This is a genomic window from Mycobacterium sp., assembly GCF_035633495.1.
Classification (GTDB): Bacteria; Actinomycetota; Actinomycetes; order Mycobacteriales; family Mycobacteriaceae; genus Mycobacterium.
In genome coordinates, this window is sequence record NZ_DASQEU010000150.1 from 1 (window position 1) to 18,775 (window position 18,775).

An 18,775-nucleotide genomic window follows, 5' to 3' on the forward strand; every position below is an offset into this window, starting at 1 on the left:
CGTCGAATCGTTTAACTCCCGCATCCGCGACGAGTGTCTGAACATCAACAGCTTCTGGTCACTGGCGCACGCCCGGGTGGTCATCGGCGACTGGAAGCACGACTACAACCACCTCTGCTAGACAATTGGAGACGAACGATGGTGTGGACGGCGCAGGGCCGGGCGGACGAACGTGCCTGCGTCCGACTCGCGGTGACACCATGCGTGGGACGCCACCAAGGGAAGGTCGAGCAGTGACACATGAAGCGAAGGATCGCGATCGGGCTATCGGAGCACATGACGGACGAACCGCCGAGGAGGTGATCGCGTCGATCGACTCGTCGGGGTGGGCCGTCGACCCTGTCGTACACGGGATGACCGCGATGGACTACGAACGCGGTGAGGCCGAGCTGCTGATGTCAGCGTTCCAGCAGCGGGCAGGCGGCGTCAACCAGTTGTTCCATTTTCCGGGACTGACCCGGTTCGGTGACAACTGGGTCGTCTCGGTGAACAACGACACCGTGTACTCGGTCGCGGTCGTCGACGCACGAGCCGGCTTCAGTGTCGAGGTACCGGACATGGGTGAGCGGTTCGTCTCGCTGCACATCCAGGACTTCAACCACACATTCGTCGACTACTCGTGGACGTCCGGGACCCACCGCTACGACGCGGGCGACGTCGACACCGACTATGTGCTGGCCGGGCTTCGCATCGCGACGAACGGCACCGATGAGGACGAAGCGTTCATCCGAGAGTACCTGCAACCGCAGGCGGCGATCCTGGCCGCATCGGCGATCCCGTTCGAGTCGCACCTCGACCCCGCCGCGACGCACCGTGTACGCGAGGCGCTCGTGCCGCAGTACGAGCGCCTGACCGACACGTTCGACACGGTCAAGTACGACATCCGAGCGGTGAGCGACTGGGAGAAGTGGACGTACGCGGTGGCCGGTACGTTCGGGCTCAGCCCCGAGGACACCGCGATGTATCCGACGTTCGCGCCGCCTGGGACCCGCGGCGAGGTCACCTACCGTGCCTCGTTCGACGCGGTTCCGGCACAGGCGTTCTTCTCGCTGACCGTGTATGGCGCCGACCGCTTCCTCATGTCTGCCGACCACAACATCGTCTCGTCGAATCGCCCCGACTTTCTCACCCGGCCTGACGGCGGCTTCGACGTTGTCTTTGGTGGTGCGCACGCTCGCGAGCTCGCGGCGAGCGAGGGAGCGAACTACCTGTACACCCCGCAGGACGGCTGGAACGGCATCTTGCGGGCCTACCGACCCGACGTCGACAGGATGCGAGACTACCGGGTGCCCGAGCTCGAACCCGTCGACCAGTGAACATCCACTGCGCGGGTCGCTCCGATGGAGTGGACACGGTGTGGCTTGACGGTCCGCGGCCGAAGGCTGCGGGCCAGGAATGCTCGTGCACCTGAGCACATCGAAGAAGAGTAGGACCTCGGTTGTCATGCGGTCTGGCCGTCGCCTCACGCCTCGGTGGCGGTGGTGAGCGCGTGTCGCGGATCGTCGGGAACCCTGCCCTGCCCTCATGCCTTTTGTAGGTGCGTCAGGTGAACCCCTGACTCGGACCCGGGTGGTGCCTCTCCCCACTAGTCTCTCGATCATGGGTAGTCACGATCACGGGCAGATTCCGAGCAGCATCACCACACCCGATGTGGTCGAGTCCAAGATCGGTCGCCTCGACTTCACGGACGGGTACCCCACCGACGAGACGGCCACGAGGCTGCGGGACGAGTTGAATTACCTGCACGGTGTGCAGGCGTTCATGAGCTCGATCCAGGGCGTGTCGCTGTGGGCGCTCCGCAAGGGCTTCGCCGACGTGGGCGTCGCGGACAACGACTTCATCCTGTTCTCCGAGTTGATGGATTCGGAGTCGTTGTTCCTCACCGCGAACGCTGACACGGTGTACTTCTGGGGCAACGTGAACCTGGCCGACGGCCCGATGGTGCTGGACATCCCGCCGAGTGTCCTCGGCGTGATCGACGACTTCTGGTTCCGGTGGGTCGGCGACTTCGGTGCGCCCGGCCCCGACCGCGGCCAGGGAGGTCGCTACCTCCTCGTGCCACAGGCGTACGACGGCCCGCTGCCCGAGGGTGGGTACTTCGTGTACCGGTCGCGCACCGACCTCGTGACCGTGGCGGGGCGAGCGTTCCTCGTCGATGGCGACCCTGCTCCGGCCGTCGCGAACATCCGCGAGCACCTCAAGCTGTACCCGTACGCACCGGGCGGCTTCGGGAGCAGCATCGGCCAGTACCTCCAGGGCAACGGTCCCCTCGGACCGCACGCCACACCACAGACGCCCCGGTTCGTCGAAGGAACCGGCCTGCGCATGAACACCATCGCGCCGAACGACTTCGGCCACTTCGAGATGCTCGACGATCTCGTCCAGCACGAGCCGGCCGAGGCGCTGGAGCCAGAGCTCGCCGGGCTGTTCGCCGCGATCGGCATCCGCAAGGGCGAGCCATTCGCTCCCGATGCACGCCTGCGCGCCATCCTCGAGGAGGCCGTCGCCACGGGCAACGCGGCGTCTCGCACGGTGGGCGTGGGTGCACATCCTGACGACCGGTGGCGGTACTACGACGAACCGAGCGCCTGGTGGAACATGCTGTTCGAAGGCGGCTTCGAGTTCCTCGACCCGCCACCGAACATCACCGCCGACGGCACCGTCGAGCCGTATCCCAGCCTGCACACCCGCCGGCTGAACGCCCGTACGTCCATGCACTACGTGGCCACCCTCATCACGCCGGCCATGTGCATGCGCCTGGCGAACATCGGCTCGCAGTACCTCGCGGCCAACGTCGACTGCGACGGCGAGCCGCTCGACGGCGCCGAGGCCTACCGGATGGTCCTGCCCGCCGGCATCCCCGCCGCGGCGTTCTGGTCGACCACCGTCTACGACAACCAGACCCGGTCGATGCTGCGCACCCCACAGCGCTTTCCCCGCGCCGGCAGCCAGGACTACCCGACACCCGCGGCCACCGCCGACCCGGACGGCTCGACGACCATCTACTTCGGTCCGCGGCGACCCGACGGCGTCGCCGAGGGCAACTGGGTGCAGACCGACCCCGACAAGGGTTGGTTCCAGCTCCTGCGGCTGTACTCGCCGTTGCCGTCGTTCTTCGACAAGACCTGGCGACCCGGCGAGATCGAGCCCCTCAACTGAACAGAACACTCGAACGCGAGCAAGGACCAACGACGTCCAGACCAACGAAAGCAGGCGACTCCTTCGATGGCAGCGAACCCGAACGACTACGAGAACACCACGAGGACTGTCCGGACCGGGATCGGTGAGCTGGATTACGTCGGCGGGTACCCGACCGAGGACACAGTCCGCCGGGCCTATGACCAGCTCGATCTGCAGCGGGCCACGCAGGTGTACCTGGAGTTCATGCCGTTCATGTCGCAGCAGGCGATCTTCGACAGCCACGAGCGCGAGAGCGGGATGCGCGACAACCGCGATGTCGGCGTGTTCGACTACCAGGCGCAGGGCAAGGTCAACTCGGTCGGGCTCACCTACAACACCGAGAGCATCTACTGCTCGGCGTGCGTGAACGTCGAGGACGGCCCGGTCGTGGTCGAAACGCCCCCCAGCATCCTGGGCGTGATCGACGACGGGTGGATGCGCTACGTCACCGACGTCGGCAACGTCGGGCCCGACCAGGGCCAGGGCGGGTCGTTCCTGCTGGTGCATGACGACTACCGGGGTGAGCTCCCGGGGGGCCACTTCGTGTTCCGAACCGCGACCTACAAGAACTGGGTCATGGCCCGCGCCTTCGTCGCCGACACGGGCGAGGGTGAGAGCGCACTGAACTGGTACCGCGAGCACTTCCGCGTCTACCCGTTGGCCGCCGGCCCCGACCCCGACGCCACCTACGTGCCGTTCTCCCAGCAGCACCTGCGCACGACCCATGTTCGTGATGTCGGCTTCTACGAGCGACTCGCCGAGATCGTCCAGTACGAGCCCGCTGGTGCGTTCACCCCGTACCAGCTCGGCGTGCTGAAGGCGATCGGCATCGAGCAGGGACGACCGTTCGAGCCGGACGAGCGGATGCGAGCCCTGCTGGACGAGGGCATCGAGATCGGCGACGCGATCGCGAAGGCGAACGCCTACGCCTGTCGGCTCGAAGGGGTCCGTGCCTACCCGGACCGCACCTACGAGCACCTGTTCCTCGGAGGCCGCCACGACTTCATGTCCGGCGATGCCCTGACCCGCCAAGCTCGCCGCCCGAGTACGAATGCTCTCGACCGGCCACGGACGCAAGAACGACGATGCCGACGCCGTCAGCGTGGCGATCGCCGCGCGCACAGCACCCAGGTTGAACTCCGCGGCCGCCGACGGGACCATCACTGCGCTCCGCGCGATCGTCGAGCACCGCGACGACCTGGTCAAGACCCGCACCCAAACCGTCAACCGCCTCCACGTCGTGCTCACCCACCTCACCCCAGCCGTCTAGGCGGTCGACGGCGGCGAGAAGCTCGGTGCGAAGTAGGTTGCCCTGGCCGCGCAGATTCCGCTCGCGCCCGGGCATGCTCACCAGCTTCGCAGACGGCGTTCTCGGCGCTCGACGGCGTATCGACAACCCCGTCCGTCCCGCACGGTCACGTCCGCCCGATGTGGGCCACACTGGAACACGTGGCATGGAGTACCCGTGAGATCGCCGAGCTTGCAGGCACCAGCCTGCGGGCGGTGCGGCACTATCACCAGGTCGGCCTGCTGGCCGAGCCTGAACGTCGCAGCAACAACTACAAGCAGTACGGCGTCGCCCACCTCGTTCGGCTGGTGCGGATCAAACGACTCACCGATCTTGGCTTCACACTCCCCCAGATCACCGCCATGGGCGACACCGACGATCATCCGGAAGAGGCGCTCAAGGCCCTGGACATCGAGCTCGCGGCCACCATCGAACGGTTACAGCGTGCGCGTGTCGAATTGGCGATGATTTTGGAGACCTCGGCGCGGACCGACCTCCCGCCGGAGTTCGTCGCTCCGGACGCAGTGGCCAACTTGTCCGACGCCGACCGATCCCTGGTCGTCGTGCTCACCCGCGTACTGGGACCGCAGGGCCTGCAGACCTATGCCGAGCTTCTGGAGAACAGTCCCGTCGAGCCCGCGGTGGCCATCTTCGACGACCTACCGGCCGACACCGATGAGACGACTCGGCAGGACATCGCCGAACGACTTGTCCCCTACATCCGGGCGATCAACGCGGCACACCCCGGTCTGGCCGAATCGCGAACGGATGCCCCTGGCGGGGCCCGCTTCGCCGAAGCGACCATCGCAGAAGCGATGTCGGAGCTATACAACTCGGCGCAACTCGACATCCTTCGCCGGGCGCAGAAGATCGTGCACGGTTAGCCAGGCGTGGCGGGTCGGCGTGTCAGCAGGATCGCAGGCACCGCAGCGAGGACGAAGAGCACTCCCGCCATCGCGACGTAGAGGTACACGCCGGTCGCGGTGCTGACCGGGGCACCGCCGGCAGAGGTGCCGGGAATCTGGGTCGCCTTGAGCACCTCGCCCCCGGCGAAGCTGAAGACGACCGAGCCGAGGGCCATCATGACCGACACCAGACCGGCGATCGTGCCCTGCCGCTCGGGCGCTTCGATGCTGGTCGCCAGGTTGTAGCCGGAGGCCCCGATCGCGCCGGCCAGCATCGCGAAGGTCGCCACTATCCCGACAGTGATGCCGCCGAGGAGGGGCAACGCGAAACCGAACCGGCCCGCGATCCAGCCGGCGCACACGCCGCCGATGACGATGCCGACGTTGGGCGCGGCGAGCAGCACCGCGACCGCCTCGCCCTTGCCCAGCCCGTAACCGAGCCCTAGCTCGGGGGGCACCTGCGCGACGATGCTCGTCAGTTGCAGCATGCTCCGGAAGGAGCCGGCTGCCAGGACCAAAGCCAGCAGCGTCAGCAGGATCGGACGGCGCAACGCCCGGATGTCGATGATGGGTTCGTCGACCCGCAGCGCGAGGTACGCCCACCCGGCCAGTGCGGAGGCACCGGTGAACAGCAGCGTGATGCCGCAGGACAGCCATCCGAGGTCTCTCCCGAGGCTGACGTAGGCGAGCACCGCGCCCAGGCCGCCGCCGAGCAGAAACGCCCCGCCCACGTCGATCCTCCCCGTGCTGCGGATCGGCGACTCCGGGATGACGGCACGCACGCAGAGCGCGGCCACCGCGGCGAGCAGCGCCGCTGCGACGAACACGCTTCGGTAGCCGAACGCGTCGATGACCGGTTTCAGCAGGAACGGCTCGACGATTCCGACGATCGACGAGCCGGAGGTTACGAGCCCGACCATGGCCATCGCCACGACGGGGGTGCAGATCTGGAGGACGAGGGCCACGGTGAGGAAGACCGCGGCGAAGGCGGCGCCCTGCAGGAAGCGGCCCACCAGGAAGATCCAGAGGTTGGGGGCGGCTAGGCAGACCAGCGCTCCGGTGCATGCGAGGAGCAGCGTGACGACGAGGATCCGGCGCTTGCCGAAGACGTCGGAACTCTTCGCGAGCAGCGGCGACCAGATGGCCCCGGCGAGCATCGCGCTGGTACTCAGCCACGCGGCCTGGTCGGTGTCGAAATGCTCCAGCAATTGGGGTAGGACCATCATGGGCGAGCCGATGGTCAAGTCGGCCAGGACGTTGGCGAGGATGAGGACGGCCGTCCAGAGGATGAGCCGCGCACTCCAGCGGTGCTCGCGGGCGACGGCGGCCGGCGTTTCCAGCGTGTCGGTCATGCGCGCAGCGCCTCGTTGCGGGCGGCGATGGCGGCCCAGGTGGCCGGCAGCATGCGGTCGCGACCGTTCTCGACACGCCCCTGGGCGAAGGTGACGTAGGGGCGCTGTCGGGCCTCGTATCGGGCGAACGCAGCGGTGTGGGCGGCCGCGTCGTGAGAGCCGCACCGTTCGAGTTCCTCGGCGAGGAAGCGGGCGCCGGTGAGCGCGAGTGAGGTGCCCCGGCCCGACAGGAAGGCAGGGCTGTACCCGGCATCCCCGACGAGGACGACGCGACCGCGGTGCCAGGAGGGCAGGTGGATCTGGCTTGCGGAGGTGAAGTAGAAACGCGGATCGGCGCGGGCCGCATCGAGCAGTTCCGGGATCCGCCACGATTGGTAGCTTGCGAAGGCGTCGATCAGGATCTTCTTCTGGGCGTCCAGGTCGTGATGGTCGTAATCGATTGGTTCCGAGCGGAACTCGAAGACCGCAACGGCCTTGCCGCCGTACCGGAAGACCCCTGCCATCCGCCCGGGCACGTTGTAGATCGAGTTGAAGCCCTCGAATCGAGCCTCACCGGGGTGCTCGGCCAGGGCGAAGTAGACACCGAGGTGCCGGAGGAACTTCCGCTCGGGTCCGAACACCAGTGTGCGGACCGCGGAGTGCAGGCCGTCGGCGCCGACCACCAGGTGGTAACGCCCGGTGCGGCCCGATGCGAAACGTACGTCGGCGCCAGCGCCGACGTCGGTCAGCGTCTCGATCGAGTCGCCGAAGCGGATCAACGCGGTGTCCGGGAGCGCGTCGGCGAGGATTCCGACGAGGTCCTCGCGGAGGAGCTCGACGTCGTCGTCGGAGTCGTTGATCTCCGCCATCGGGATCCGGGCCACCGGCTCGCCTCGGCCATCGACGAACTGGGTGAGCTCGGACATCCGGACCCGTTGCTGCTGGATCTTCGCCAGCAGTCCCATCCTGTCCACGGCCTCGATCGCATCACCGCGGACGTCGATGGGTGTGCCGGTGAACCGGAGGTGGCCGGCGTACTCGACGACGGTGACGTCGTGGCCTCGAGTGCCGAGCTCGAGTGCGCAGGCGAGCCCGGCGATGCCGGCCCCCGAGACGAGGATGTTCATGTGTGCGCTCCTGGTGTCGCTGAGGTGGGTGTGCGATGGGAGCGGCCGCTTCCGCGGGTCAACCCCCGAGCGCGGGCATTGGCAACGGTGCAAGCCGGTAGCTGGGCGGTTCGGTGCCGTGCAGGTGCCGGACGAAGTAGCTCCAGGTACGACGGAGGAAGTAATGCTGGCGGCCGACCAGGGCGTGTTCGGCTCCCGGGATGATGACCATGTCGAAGTCTTTGTCCGCCTTGATGAGTGCATCGACGAGGCGCATCGTCTGATGGGTATGCGCGTTGTCGTCCAGCTCCCCATGGATGAGCAGTAACTTCCCCTCCAGATTCGCGGCCAGGGGCACGTTCGAGATCGCTCGCTTCCCCTCCTCGCTGACGTCACCGTGGTAGTGCTCGGCCCACATGGTCAGGTTCACCCCGTTGTCGTGGTTGCCCGACACCGCCACGGCGACCCGGTAGAACTCGGGATACATCAGCACGGCGCGGGCGGCGGCGAACCCGCCGGCGGATTGACCGGTGATCCCGACCCGCCCGGTATCGAGCCAGGGATACCGGTAGCCCAGTTCGCGGATCGCGGCGATGTGGTCGTCCAGTGCCCCGGCGTTGCCCAGGTCACCGTAGGAGTGGTCGTGAAAGGCCTTGCTACGCCCGGCGGTACCGCGCCCGTCGACGGCCACCACGGCGAAGCCAAGCGCCGCATACGCTTCCGGCTCGCCGTAGTGCATCTCGTCGAACGACGGACCGGCCCGGTAGTTCTGCGGCCCGGGATAGATGTGTTCTATCACCGGATAACGCCGCTGCGGATCGAAACCGTGCGGTCGCCACAGCAGACCGTAGATCGGAGTCTTGCCGTCGGCGGCGGTCGCACGGAACCGCTCGGGTGGACTCCAGCCCAACTCCTCCAGCGCGGCGACGCCGGGAGATTCCAGCTCGACCAGAACCTGCCCGTCGCGATCGAGCACCTTGGATTGAGACGGTTGGCTCGACGTCGATGCCCGGTCGACGAGGTAGCCGCCCTCGGGTGGACTCACCGCGTCGTGGTCGAGGCCGTCGTCGGTCAGTCGGGTGAACCCGGAGCCGTCGAGACCGATCCGGCAGATCTGGCGGACGTACGGGTCGCGCTCCACGAGCCCACCGGCGACGAACCACACCTGCCGACGGTCTTCATCGACCCACAGCACGTTGCGTACCAGCCACTGCCCCATGGTGACCTGCGTGACCTGCTGTCCGTCCGCCGAGTAGAGGTAGAGGTGTCCCCACCCGTCGCGCTGCGACCACCAAAGGATCTCGCCGGAGTCCAGCACCCGCACCATCGGCGGGTCACCCAGTTGCGGAGTGGGGTCGACGCGGGTCTCGCCGGTCTCGCTGAGCAACGTGGTGGTCGCGCCGGTGGCCGGATCGAGGCGCCTCAGCTCCAGCGTTCGAGCATCGCGGGACTGGTGCAGGAAGTGAACGGCCTCACCGGACTTGCCCGACCACCACGCGTACACGATGGCGGTCGGGTGCGTGATCGTCGTCGGCTCATCCTGCTGGCGGACTATCGCGCGGTCACGGACATCCAGGATGGTCCAAGACATCGTCGCCTGCGCTTCTTCGCCGGGCATCGGGTAGCGAGTGCGGTGCTCCACCGGGCGGCCGCCATCGCGGGGAGAGGATTCGACGAGAACCAGTTCGGGGAGGTCACGTTGGTCGATGCGCTGCACCAGGAGTCGGGTCGAGTCCGGTGACCATGAGACGTGGAACAGCGGTGGCAGACCGAGCAGTCGCATCAGGGCCCGCATACCGCTGGCATCGGGCAGTCCGCCGTAGTCGAAATCCGGCTCGGCGTCGTCGGTGAGCGCGAACTCCTCTCCACAGTCACGCCCCTCGACCCATTCCCCGAGTCGCTTCGCTCCTGCCCTCCGAACCCAGATGTTGCCGTTCCGGCGGAACGCCACCCACGACTTGTCCGGGGACACCACCTCGCCGAACCGGTCCGGTTCGTCGTCGTCGACCCGGACGCACGTGCCTGCGCCATCCGACCACTCCCACCGCGACTTGAATGCGCTGAATCGCAGGGTATCTCCGATATCAAGGGCGCTGATCGGCAAATCTGCGGCACTCACGGCATGGCCTGATGCGACGGACAGCGCGGCGGCCAAACGGTCGTGGTCGAACGCGTCGCGGCGGCTACCGTCGTCAGGATTCGCGACGACGAAGCGACTCCCCGCCTGGTACCAAAACCGGCGACCCTCCGAAAGCCATTTTGGTTGTAACGAACCCCCGGGCACCCGTTGCGCACGGTACGGGGCGAGCATTTGCTCGGCACGCGCATAGTCGGCGTCCGTCAGGTGAAATTCGGTCTGAGTCGTGTCATTGAGCGTCACCACTTGATGGAACACCGTGACCCAGCGGCATAGTCAAGTGCTTGACTGCGCCGCAGCGTCACGGTTTCTGCTGGTGACATGCCGCCCGTTGCCCTCGCCTACCTGGGCTCCCACTTCTTGAGCCTGCTCGGGAACGGACTCGCCGCCGTTGCCCTGCCGCTGATCGTGTTGCAGAACACGGGCAGTCCGTTGAGTGTCGGAGCGGTCTCGGCTGCGACCGCCGTTCCGGCGCTCGTCGTCGGGCTGTGCGCCGGCATCGTGCTCGACCGGGTCAATCGCCGCACCTGCTCCATGCTTGCCGATGTCGTGTCGGCTGGCGCGATCGCCGCCATCCCGCTGGTCGACCTGATCGTGGGTTTGAACATGTGGTGGTTCATCGCGCTCGCGATCTTCGGCGCGTTCGGTGACGTACCGGGGATGACCGCGCGCCAGGTACTACTCCCGGCGGTGGCCCGGCATACCGGCATGCCGCTGGAGCGGCTGGTGAACCTGCGTCAGTCGACGACGTCGATGGCGCTCGTGATCGGCCCCGCGGCCGCGGGCACGTTGCTCTCGATGTTCGACGGCAGCACCGTCCTGTTCGCCACCGCGGCGACCTCGGCTGCCGCCTCGTTGCTCACCGTCGGGCTGCCGCGTCGTCTCGGTGGCGTCGACCCCGACTCCGCGCAACGCGACTCGCTGTGGACGCAGCTGACGGCCGGAGCAACGGTGCTACGCCACAGCCGGGTCCTCACGGGCACGATGGCTCTGACGGTGGGCGTGGTAGTCGTGCTCGGCGGCCTGCAGGGCCTGGTGTTTCCACTGTACTTCAGTACGATGTCGCGACCAGACTTGCTCGGATTCGTCTTGACCGCGTTGGCTGTCGGAATGCTCTGCGGGACAGGCATCTTCGCCGCCATCTCCGCGCAGCTCTCGCGACGGATCTGGATGACCTCCGCCCTAATCGGGACGACGGTGGGCTTCTCGTTGATCGCATCGCTGGCCTCGCCGGCGGTGGTGTTCGCAGGCGCGGCCCTCTGCGGCGGGGCCAACGCCGTGCTGGGAGCGGTACTGGGCGTGTTGCAGGCCGAACGGGTACCGGATGAGGTCCGCGGTCGCGTCCTGAGCATGCAGAACGCCTGCCTGCAGGTCGCCGCCCCCGCCGGTATCGGCCTCACGGGAGTCGTCGCCGAGTACGGATCGCCTATCGCAGCGGGACTGGCCGTCGTGGCGATCTGGCTCGCGGTGGCGACCGTCCTCGTGCTGTCGCGGGCATTGACCGACCTCGAGCCCACGGGCGAAACCGCGGGGCAGCCTCTCGAGGCAACAGGTCACCACTAGCTAGAACGGCCCCGACACAGGATCAGGGTGAGCACCTCGGCCGCTCCAGCGGGGTTCGTTTGGAGCACCCCAGAACGGCGCCCATCGCCCGGCCATCGAGACGTGGTGCCATTTGTGCATGCCGGCATTTGTAACGACAAATGGGTCTAGTCGGACAACACAGCCCGCTTTGTCAATCTTCGTTGCATTTCGACAGTGTCGACGCATAATCGGCACGTTCGATTGCTCGGCCAAACCGACCTTAGACATAGGTGCGGGCCTGCACTCGCGCGCGGATCGGTGCGGCGGCGACGGTCGTGAACGGCGTGGCGATCGGGAAGTCGTCGTCCAGGGAGTGTATTTCGATCCGCCGGATGACGGTGGCCAACGCCAGGGTGGCTTCCAGCATGGCGAAGTGATCGCCGATGCACGATCGCGGGCCGCCGCCGAACGGTAGGTATTGCCAGCGGTCGCGGTCTTTGGAGTTCTCGGGACTGAACCGGTCGGGATCGAACGTCAGCGGGCTGTCCCATAAAGCGGGATCCCTTTGTACCGCCATGATCCCGAACAGAAGCATCGTGCCGGCTTCGACTCGGTAACCGTCGATCTCGACGTCCCGCATCGCCATCCGAGCCCCGGTGGCGCCGGGTGGACACAGCCGCAGAGTTTCGTGCAGAACCTGGACCGTGTAGCTCAGGTGTGGGATGTCATCGGGCGTGAGTTCGTGATCACCCAGTGCAGCGATTTCGGCGACGACCCGGTCCTGCAACTGAGGATGGCGGCCCAGTGCCCACAACGCGTAGGACAGCGTGGTCGCGGTGGTGTCGTGGCCCGCGATCAAGAAGACAATCAGTTCGTCGCAGATCTCGCTGTCCGACAGCGACTGTCCTGTTTCGGGATCGGTGGCGGCCATCAGTGCCCTCACCAACGGAGCGTCGCGGGCAGGATCATCGCGGCAGGCGCGCAGAATCTCTGCCGCGAGCTGACGCAGGGTGCGGCTAGCTGCACGGGCGCGGCGACGCGCGGGCGTCGGCAACCAGGTCGGGGCGCGCACTGGTCGCAATGCGCGGTCGGCGATGTATTTCAGCGCGACCTGAATCGGCTCGGCCACCGCATCGGCGCGCTCATCGAGGTCCAGTCCAAGCACTGATCGGCCCAACGCGCGCAGGGTCAGCCGCCGGCACTCCGCGTCGACGTCGATTTGGATTCCATCGGGCCAGCTGGCGGCAACCATCTTCGCGGCTTGGGACATGTGGCCACCGAACTGGCGCACATGCTGTTTGGTGAAGACTGGCTGCAGCGCGCGGCGGCGGGGTAGCCACTCGTCATGTGTGAGGTCAAACAGGTTGCCCCCGAGCAGGTGGCGCATCTCATGATGAACGATGGTCTTCTCCACGAAGTTGTCCTTGCGGCCCAATACGTCGCGGATGCCCTGAGGCGAGGCCGCCAGCACGATTGGTGGCATGAGCCACCTGGGGCCGAAACTGAATCGTGTTACCGGCCCGCCCGCATCACGCAACTTATCGATGCCCGTGTGTAAAGACCTGACAGCGCGCACCCTCTGCCAATACGGCAGCGGATTCTTCGGCGCCAGCGGCAGTACCGCAACGCCGGATCTCTCGACCATCTCGACCATGTCAACTCCTAAGCAGCAAGCCTTGACGACGAATTTACCTACAGGCCTTGTTATTTGACTCTTGGATTTCAGTTATCGACTTCGCGGACAGCTGTTGTCGTTGGCGGGGCTAGCTGGTGTCCCCCGACGGAACCGTTGACCTTCCAACAATCCCCATCCCAAACGGACACACCACCGGCGACAGCCTTATCGAGAAGCCCAGGGAACAACTCGCCCAAGATCTGCCAACACCGGGCCAGTAGGACATGGGCCTTCCTGCCCTGGGGAACACCCCGCCGGTTCAACGGATCAGCGGGCACCACATTCCGTTCGGCTACAGTCACAGCTCCGTAGAGGTCGGCCAACACTCTGGCAGCCAACACCCCGCCCATGTTTGGGCCTACAACGACAGCATGTTCACCGAGTTTCGGCGTCGCTGAGTTCACCATGTCGTAAATAGACCAGTACAGAGCGGTCAGAAGCCTCATCCGAACGGTTGATCTTGCACTGAAACTGGAGTCGGCAACAATCTCACACGGTTGCTTTAGCAGAGTGGTGTACGCAACCCCAACCCGCGCGTCGAACGGGTGACGTACCGCTCGCGGGACGAGTCCGGTCACTGCCACTCGATCCAGGATGGCTGCAGGGCAAATGGGAGATCGGGCGAGGGCCTCTGGTCGGTGGCGTGCGGGACAGTGAACCGCCATGGCAATTGGCGCGCCTCGGGGTGGCGTACTACGGGATAATTCCCAGCAGCAAACGCACCAGTTCGGCTTGCCGGTGCGTGTCGGTCTTGTTGAAGATGTGGTGGAGGTGAGTCTTGATCGTGGCCATCGATAAGGCGAGATCTGCAGCGATTGGTTTCAGACCGTCACCGCGCAGCATGCGTAGCGCTACGTCGGCTTCTCCGCTGGTTAAGCCAAAGAGCCGGTTTAGCAACACCTTTGGTGGCTCGGTTTCCTGTTCGGGGTCGATGATCATCACCAGAGCCCTCCCTGCAGAGGGGTCTTCGGTTGTTGCGACCGGCAATACGTGAATGACGTAGGGACGTTTCCCCGACGCGCGGCTACACGCGAACGAGTCACCACTGCGAGAACCGTTTCGCTGTTCCACACAAGCGCGAGTGATACTGCCCTGCAACTCTTCGTTGGTGGATGTGCGGGTGGCCTCCACGCGGTCGGAGCGCATACACAGCCCATCACCGGCAGTCAGAATCTTCTCGGCCGCGGAGTTCAACTGCACAACAGTTCGTGCCGTCCCGACGATGACGATGCCGTGTCGGATGGCGTCGACTACCGCCGTGATATCACCAGCGCTTTTGCGTGACTCGACGAGATGGCGTTGGGTGCGAAGCGCTTGTTCCAGATGGGGAATCAGCGCGCCCATAAACTTCACGCGCTCGGCGGTATCGAAGGGTGCGCGGCCTTTCGGCGCCGGGGCGATAAAGCTCGTGGGTGTCGAACCCACTGTCAGTCGCATGAACAATCCGTCGGTCAGCTCGAACGGACGCATGAAATCAGTCTCGAACTCTGAATGGGTTTTGAGCGCAATGAGTGCCTGGCCGCCGTGGATCAGACCGCCAGGGCTCTTCTCGACGGCATCGATTACGTAGTCGATCGTGTGGAAGTGCTCAATGTAAGACTTGCTCACCTCCGAAGGGACGGTGGCGCTCATCATGGAGCGGTTTGTTCCGGCACCGATATACATTGCGCAGCCGGTTGCGCCGAGGATGCGACTGATGTCGGCCAGAGCCGTCGCCCAATTCTCTGGACTGAGCGACGACGCGTAGATCTCAGAAACGACACGCGAAAACTCATCGATCGTGACCATTACCGGCTCTTGTCGTCCGCTGCCTCCACCATGACACCCACCCGCCCCTGTGAGGTTGTTAGAGGACATTAGTCCAATACCATCCGTTTGGTTGATGCTCCGACCCGTCTAGTATTGGATTTTTGACGGCATGGTCGACGCAATGACGTGCAGCCTCAATGCCGCGGGCAGATCGGGCGCTGGCGGCTTCTCCTCAGATACAGATGCCGAGCGAGCGCCGCGATGGTGACCATCGCCGAGCACGCGGTGGTACTCGGCGGAAGCATGGGCGGGCTGCTGGCCGCCAGAGTGCTTGCCGACTTCTACCGAACGGTGACAGTCGTCGAACGAGACACATTGACTGACGAACCCGCCAACCGGCGCGGCGTACCGCAAGGCCGGCATGTCCATGCGCTGCTGCCGCGCGGTGCTCAGATCGTGGACGAGTTCTTTCCCGGAATCCTCAATGAGTTGGTCGCCGACGGCGCCCCGGTTTGGGATGACGGGGAATTCTCAAAGTTCTACTTGTCCTATGGCGGCCACGAAGTGGTCCGGTCCGGCAAGTTCCCCGGCGATCACAAAGCAGTAGCGATGTACATGGCGAGCAGGCCGTTCCTGGAATGCCATGTCCGACGGCGCCTGCAAGCGGTTGACAACGTCACGATCCTCGGCGGAAAGGACGTGGCCGAGTTGACATCGACGGCGGATCGCACTCGCGTTACCGGGGTGCGGGTGGTCGGCCGCGACGGCGGCCCCGAGCAGGAGTTGACGGCCGATCTGGTCGTGGACGCCATGGGTCGGGCCGCGCACACCCCGGCGTTTCTGGAGAGCCTCGGGTATGGGCGACCCTTTGAGGACCACATCGTCATGCACACCACCTACGTCAGCCAACTGCTGCGGATCCCGCCGGGCACCCTGAAGGAAATGCTGACTCTCATCAGCCCTGCCCCCGGCCGACCAACCGGGATGTTTCTCACTGGCTATGAGAACGACGGGTGGATCTTCACGGTCTTCGGGATGGTGGGGCACGAACCGCCCCGCGATTTGGCGGGAATGTTGGCGTTCGCCCAGGAGTACACCCCAGCGCACCTGCTTGCGGCAGTGCGGGCCGGCGAACCAATCGGACCGTCGGTGCAACACCGAATGCCGTCCAGCCAGTGGCGCCGCTACGACAAGATGCGGCGATTCCCGGACGGCCTGCTGGTTTGCGGCGATGCGATATGCAGCTTCAACCCCATCTACGGGCAAGGAATGTCGGTCGCCGCATTGGACGCGGTGGCCCTGCGGGACTGTTTGCGTCGTGGCGTGACCGACCTGCCGCGGCGATACTTTCGCGCCGCGGCGAAAGCGATTCGTGTGGCGTGGCAGATGGGGGCGGGTTCTGACCTGGCTTTCCCGGACGCCGAAGGGCGCCGGAGGGCGTCGATGCGCGTCACCAACCGGCTTGCGGACTGGGTACTGACCGCTGCTGAGTCCGATGCGGTGGTCGCTGGCCAGTTCTTCAAGGTCACCGGCCTCGTCGACCCCCCTGCCCGCCTGCTCAACCCCTTGTTTACTTACCGGGTCGCGACCGTCAACCGGCGTCGCCGGCAACGTGATTCGCGACCTTGTCAACGTCAGTCTGAAGCGGCTGGGCGAGCTGACAATCGGATTCCGCTACCAGACGGATTGCCGAAATGATGCACACGAGTCGGGGCCACGCGCCCGCCGCTCCCGCAGTAGCGATCGCCCGATGACCCGCCAAACGACTCTGTCTCACCGATGCGCCGTGCCGGGATGTCGGCCATGACTGTGGTTCTGGTGCACGGCAATCCGGAGACTGAAGCAATTTGGCGCCCGCTCGTCGAGGCGCTGGGGCGCGACGACGTCGTATGTGTGTCGCCGCCGGGATTCGGTGCCCCGCTGCCCGACGGCTTCCGGGCGACCTACCTGGGCTACCGCGACTGGCTTGAGGGCGAGCTGGAGGGTTTCGACGAACCGGTCGACGTAATCCGGGCACGACTGGGGCGGCGGCCACGTGGTGAACGTGGTGATGCATCGGCTTTAGCTGGTGCGCAGCTGGGTCAGTGACGTCGTCGGATTGTTCGACCCGATTACGTCTGGCATGACCTGGCCCAGGTGTGGCAGACGCCGGACGACGGCGAGAAACTGGTGGACGAATTGCTTGGGCGGCACGAAGATCTGCAGATCTGCAGTTCATCTGCAGTCGGTCGTGAGATTCTGCAGCGAGTCGTGAGAACCTACAAGCAGCAGCAGCTGACTCAGTGCGCCATGTTCGTGAATCGCGACAAATGCAGTTGGTGCGCAACGGTAATGGTCTTGGTCGGTCCCGCACGGTGCTTAGCGATGATCAGGTCGGCTTCACCGCCCCGCGGGTCGTCACGCTCGAAGGCATCGGGCCGGTGCAAAAGGATGACCATATCCGCATCTTGCTCTATCGAACCCGACTCGCGAAGGTCGGACAGCATCGGCTTCTTGTCGGTGCGCTGTTCCGGACCGCGATTCAGCTGGCTCATCGCCACGACGGGAACCTCGAGCTCTTTGGCCAAGAGCTTGATCTGCCTCGAGAACTCGGACACTTCCTGCTGGCGGGACTCGACCTTCTTGCCCGAGGTCATTAGCTGCAGGTAGTCGACGACGATCAGCCGAACGTCGGCCTTCTGGTGCAGACGTCGAGCCTTCGCGCGAATCTCCATCATCGTCAGGTTCGGCGAATCGTCGATGTAGAGCGGCGCCTCGCTGATCTCACTCATCCGCCGCGCCAGACGCGTCCAGTCGTCGTCGCTCATCCGCCCGGACCGCATGTCGGCGAGCTTGATTTTCGCCTCGGCCGACAGCAGACGCATGACGATCTCGGACTTGCTCATCTCCAGCGAGAAGATCACGCTCGACATCCGGTGCTTGATTGAGCACGACCGCAAAAAATCCAAACCTAGGGTCGATTTCCCGACGCCAGGCCTGGCCGCCACGACGATCATCTGGCCCGGATGCAGACCGTTGGTCACCTCGTCGAGCTCGACGAAGCCCGTCGGTACGCCACGTGCGATGCCACCCTGCGACGCGATCGCATCGATCTCGTCCATCGTCGGCTGCAGCAGCTGCTCGAGAACGACGAAGTCCTCGGTGGTCCGCCTCTCGGTGACGTCGTAGATCTCGGCCTGGGCGCGGTCCACGACCTCGGCGACGTCCGCGCCGTCGGCGCCCGCGTACCCGTACTGCACGACGCGCGTGCCGGCCTCCACGAGGCGACGCAGGAGCGACTTCTCGGCGACGATGCCCGCGTAGTAGCCGGCGTTTGCCGCCGTCGGCACGGTCGAGATCAGGGTGTGCAGATACGGCGCCCCGCCGATGCGCTTGAGCAGACCGCGGCGGTCGAGCTCGGCGGAGACGGTGATGGCGTCCGCGGGCTCGCCGCGCCCGTACAGGTCGAGGATCGCGTCGTAGACGCTCTGGTGCGCCGGCCGGTAGAAGTCGCCGGGCCGCAACCGCTCGAGCACGTCGGCGATGGCGTCCTTCGAGAGCAGCATCCCGCCGAGCACGGACTGTTCGGCGGCCATGTCCTGCGGAGGCTGGCGGCCGTACTCCTCGGCTGGCGGACCGTCCTGGTCGGAACGACCTCCGGAATGACCCGGCCTGCCCAGGTCATCGACGACAGCCACGAAGCGTCCCACCTCCCCTTCACATCTCTCGACCAAAGTCGAACATGCGTTCGGCGTCTACTCCGCGACTGTAAATCAGCCCCCCGACGACCCGCGGCCTCGATGGCGCCGGATACATCTGCGACGGCTCACGCTAGACGTTGCTGGGAGGAGCGCAAGCGCGCCCTGTTAGTGAACTCGTGGATGGCGTGTGGATAGGCGGG

General features: G+C 65.7%; 12 protein-coding genes and 3 pseudogenes. 9 read left to right on the forward strand and 6 right to left on the reverse strand.

All coding sequences use genetic code 11. The features are described from left to right. From VET27_RS22255 to VET27_RS22275, 5 genes and pseudogenes are all read left to right on the forward strand, one after another. Positions 1 to 112: pseudogene (locus VET27_RS22255) on the forward strand (integrase core domain-containing protein); the annotation flags it as partial. 121 nt (positions 113 to 233) lie between these two features. Continuing rightward, entirely contained in the window at positions 234 to 1,316 is a 1,083-nt protein-coding gene (locus VET27_RS22260) for a DUF1214 domain-containing protein (protein WP_526521782.1), read from the forward strand. A gap of 283 nt (positions 1,317 to 1,599) precedes the next feature. Beyond that, on the forward strand, positions 1,600 to 3,159 hold the full coding sequence (locus VET27_RS22265; RefSeq protein ID WP_526521783.1) for a DUF1254 domain-containing protein: 1,560 nt from the start codon (positions 1,600 to 1,602) through the stop codon (positions 3,157 to 3,159). A 279-nt stretch (positions 3,160 to 3,438) separates the two neighbouring features. Further along, positions 3,439 to 3,825: pseudogene (locus VET27_RS22270) on the forward strand (DUF1254 domain-containing protein); the annotation flags it as partial. 783 nt (positions 3,826 to 4,608) lie between these two features. Continuing rightward, the gene (locus VET27_RS22275) at positions 4,609 to 5,352 is read left to right on the forward strand and encodes a helix-turn-helix domain-containing protein (RefSeq protein ID WP_526521853.1); all 744 of its coding nucleotides are present in this window, start codon (positions 4,609 to 4,611) and stop codon (positions 5,350 to 5,352) included. Here VET27_RS22275 and VET27_RS22280 read toward each other — a convergent pair. Genes VET27_RS22280 through VET27_RS22290 form a run of 3 tightly spaced genes read right to left on the reverse strand, consistent with a single transcriptional unit; the run spans position 5,349 to position 10,121 of the window. Next, entirely contained in the window at positions 5,349 to 6,725 is a 1,377-nt protein-coding gene (locus tag VET27_RS22280; RefSeq protein ID WP_526521784.1) for an MFS transporter, read from the reverse strand. The genes VET27_RS22275 and VET27_RS22280 overlap by 4 nt on opposite strands. After that, entirely contained in the window at positions 6,722 to 7,831 is a 1,110-nt protein-coding gene (locus tag VET27_RS22285; protein ID WP_526521785.1) for an FAD-dependent oxidoreductase, read from the reverse strand. The genes VET27_RS22280 and VET27_RS22285 overlap by 4 nt, the downstream gene beginning before the upstream one ends. A 58-nt stretch (positions 7,832 to 7,889) precedes the next feature. Beyond that, positions 7,890 to 10,121: a S9 family peptidase gene (locus VET27_RS22290; RefSeq protein WP_526521854.1), complete on the reverse strand. Its 2,232-nt coding sequence runs from the start codon at positions 10,119 to 10,121 to the stop codon at positions 7,890 to 7,892. 147 nt (positions 10,122 to 10,268) lie between these two features. Between VET27_RS22290 and VET27_RS22295 the strand changes: the two genes are divergently transcribed. Continuing rightward, positions 10,269 to 11,510 carry an MFS transporter gene (locus VET27_RS22295; RefSeq protein ID WP_526521786.1) on the forward strand — a complete coding sequence of 414 codons (1,242 nt, stop codon included), beginning with the start codon at positions 10,269 to 10,271 and terminating at the stop codon, positions 11,508 to 11,510. A 241-nt stretch (positions 11,511 to 11,751) separates the two neighbouring features. On the opposite strand, the gene VET27_RS22300 is transcribed toward VET27_RS22295, so the two are convergent. Beyond that, on the reverse strand, positions 11,752 to 13,047 hold the full coding sequence (locus tag VET27_RS22300; protein WP_526521855.1) for a cytochrome P450: 1,296 nt from the start codon (positions 13,045 to 13,047) through the stop codon (positions 11,752 to 11,754). Between VET27_RS22300 and VET27_RS22305 the strand changes: the two genes are divergently transcribed. Continuing rightward, positions 12,953 to 13,183, forward strand: a complete 231-nt coding sequence (locus VET27_RS22305) for a hypothetical protein (protein WP_526521859.1) — start codon at positions 12,953 to 12,955, stop codon at positions 13,181 to 13,183. The two genes, VET27_RS22300 and VET27_RS22305, sit on opposite strands and share 95 nt — an antisense overlap. 656 nt (positions 13,184 to 13,839) lie before the next feature. On the opposite strand, the gene VET27_RS22310 is transcribed toward VET27_RS22305, so the two are convergent. Continuing rightward, entirely contained in the window at positions 13,840 to 14,934 is a 1,095-nt protein-coding gene (locus VET27_RS22310) for a helix-turn-helix transcriptional regulator (protein WP_526521787.1), read from the reverse strand. A gap of 222 nt (positions 14,935 to 15,156) precedes the next feature. Between VET27_RS22310 and VET27_RS22315 the strand changes: the two genes are divergently transcribed. After that, positions 15,157 to 16,593, forward strand: a complete 1,437-nt coding sequence (locus VET27_RS22315; protein ID WP_526521788.1) for an FAD-dependent oxidoreductase — start codon at positions 15,157 to 15,159, stop codon at positions 16,591 to 16,593. Between the two features lie 105 nt (positions 16,594 to 16,698). Continuing rightward, positions 16,699 to 17,082: pseudogene (locus VET27_RS22320) on the forward strand (alpha/beta fold hydrolase); the annotation flags it as partial. A 92-nt stretch (positions 17,083 to 17,174) separates the two neighbouring features. Here the strand turns inward: VET27_RS22320 and dnaB are convergent. Then, positions 17,175 to 18,572, reverse strand: a complete 1,398-nt coding sequence (gene dnaB, locus VET27_RS22325; RefSeq protein WP_526521789.1) for a replicative DNA helicase — start codon at positions 18,570 to 18,572, stop codon at positions 17,175 to 17,177. Positions 18,573 to 18,775 lie beyond the last annotated feature (203 nt).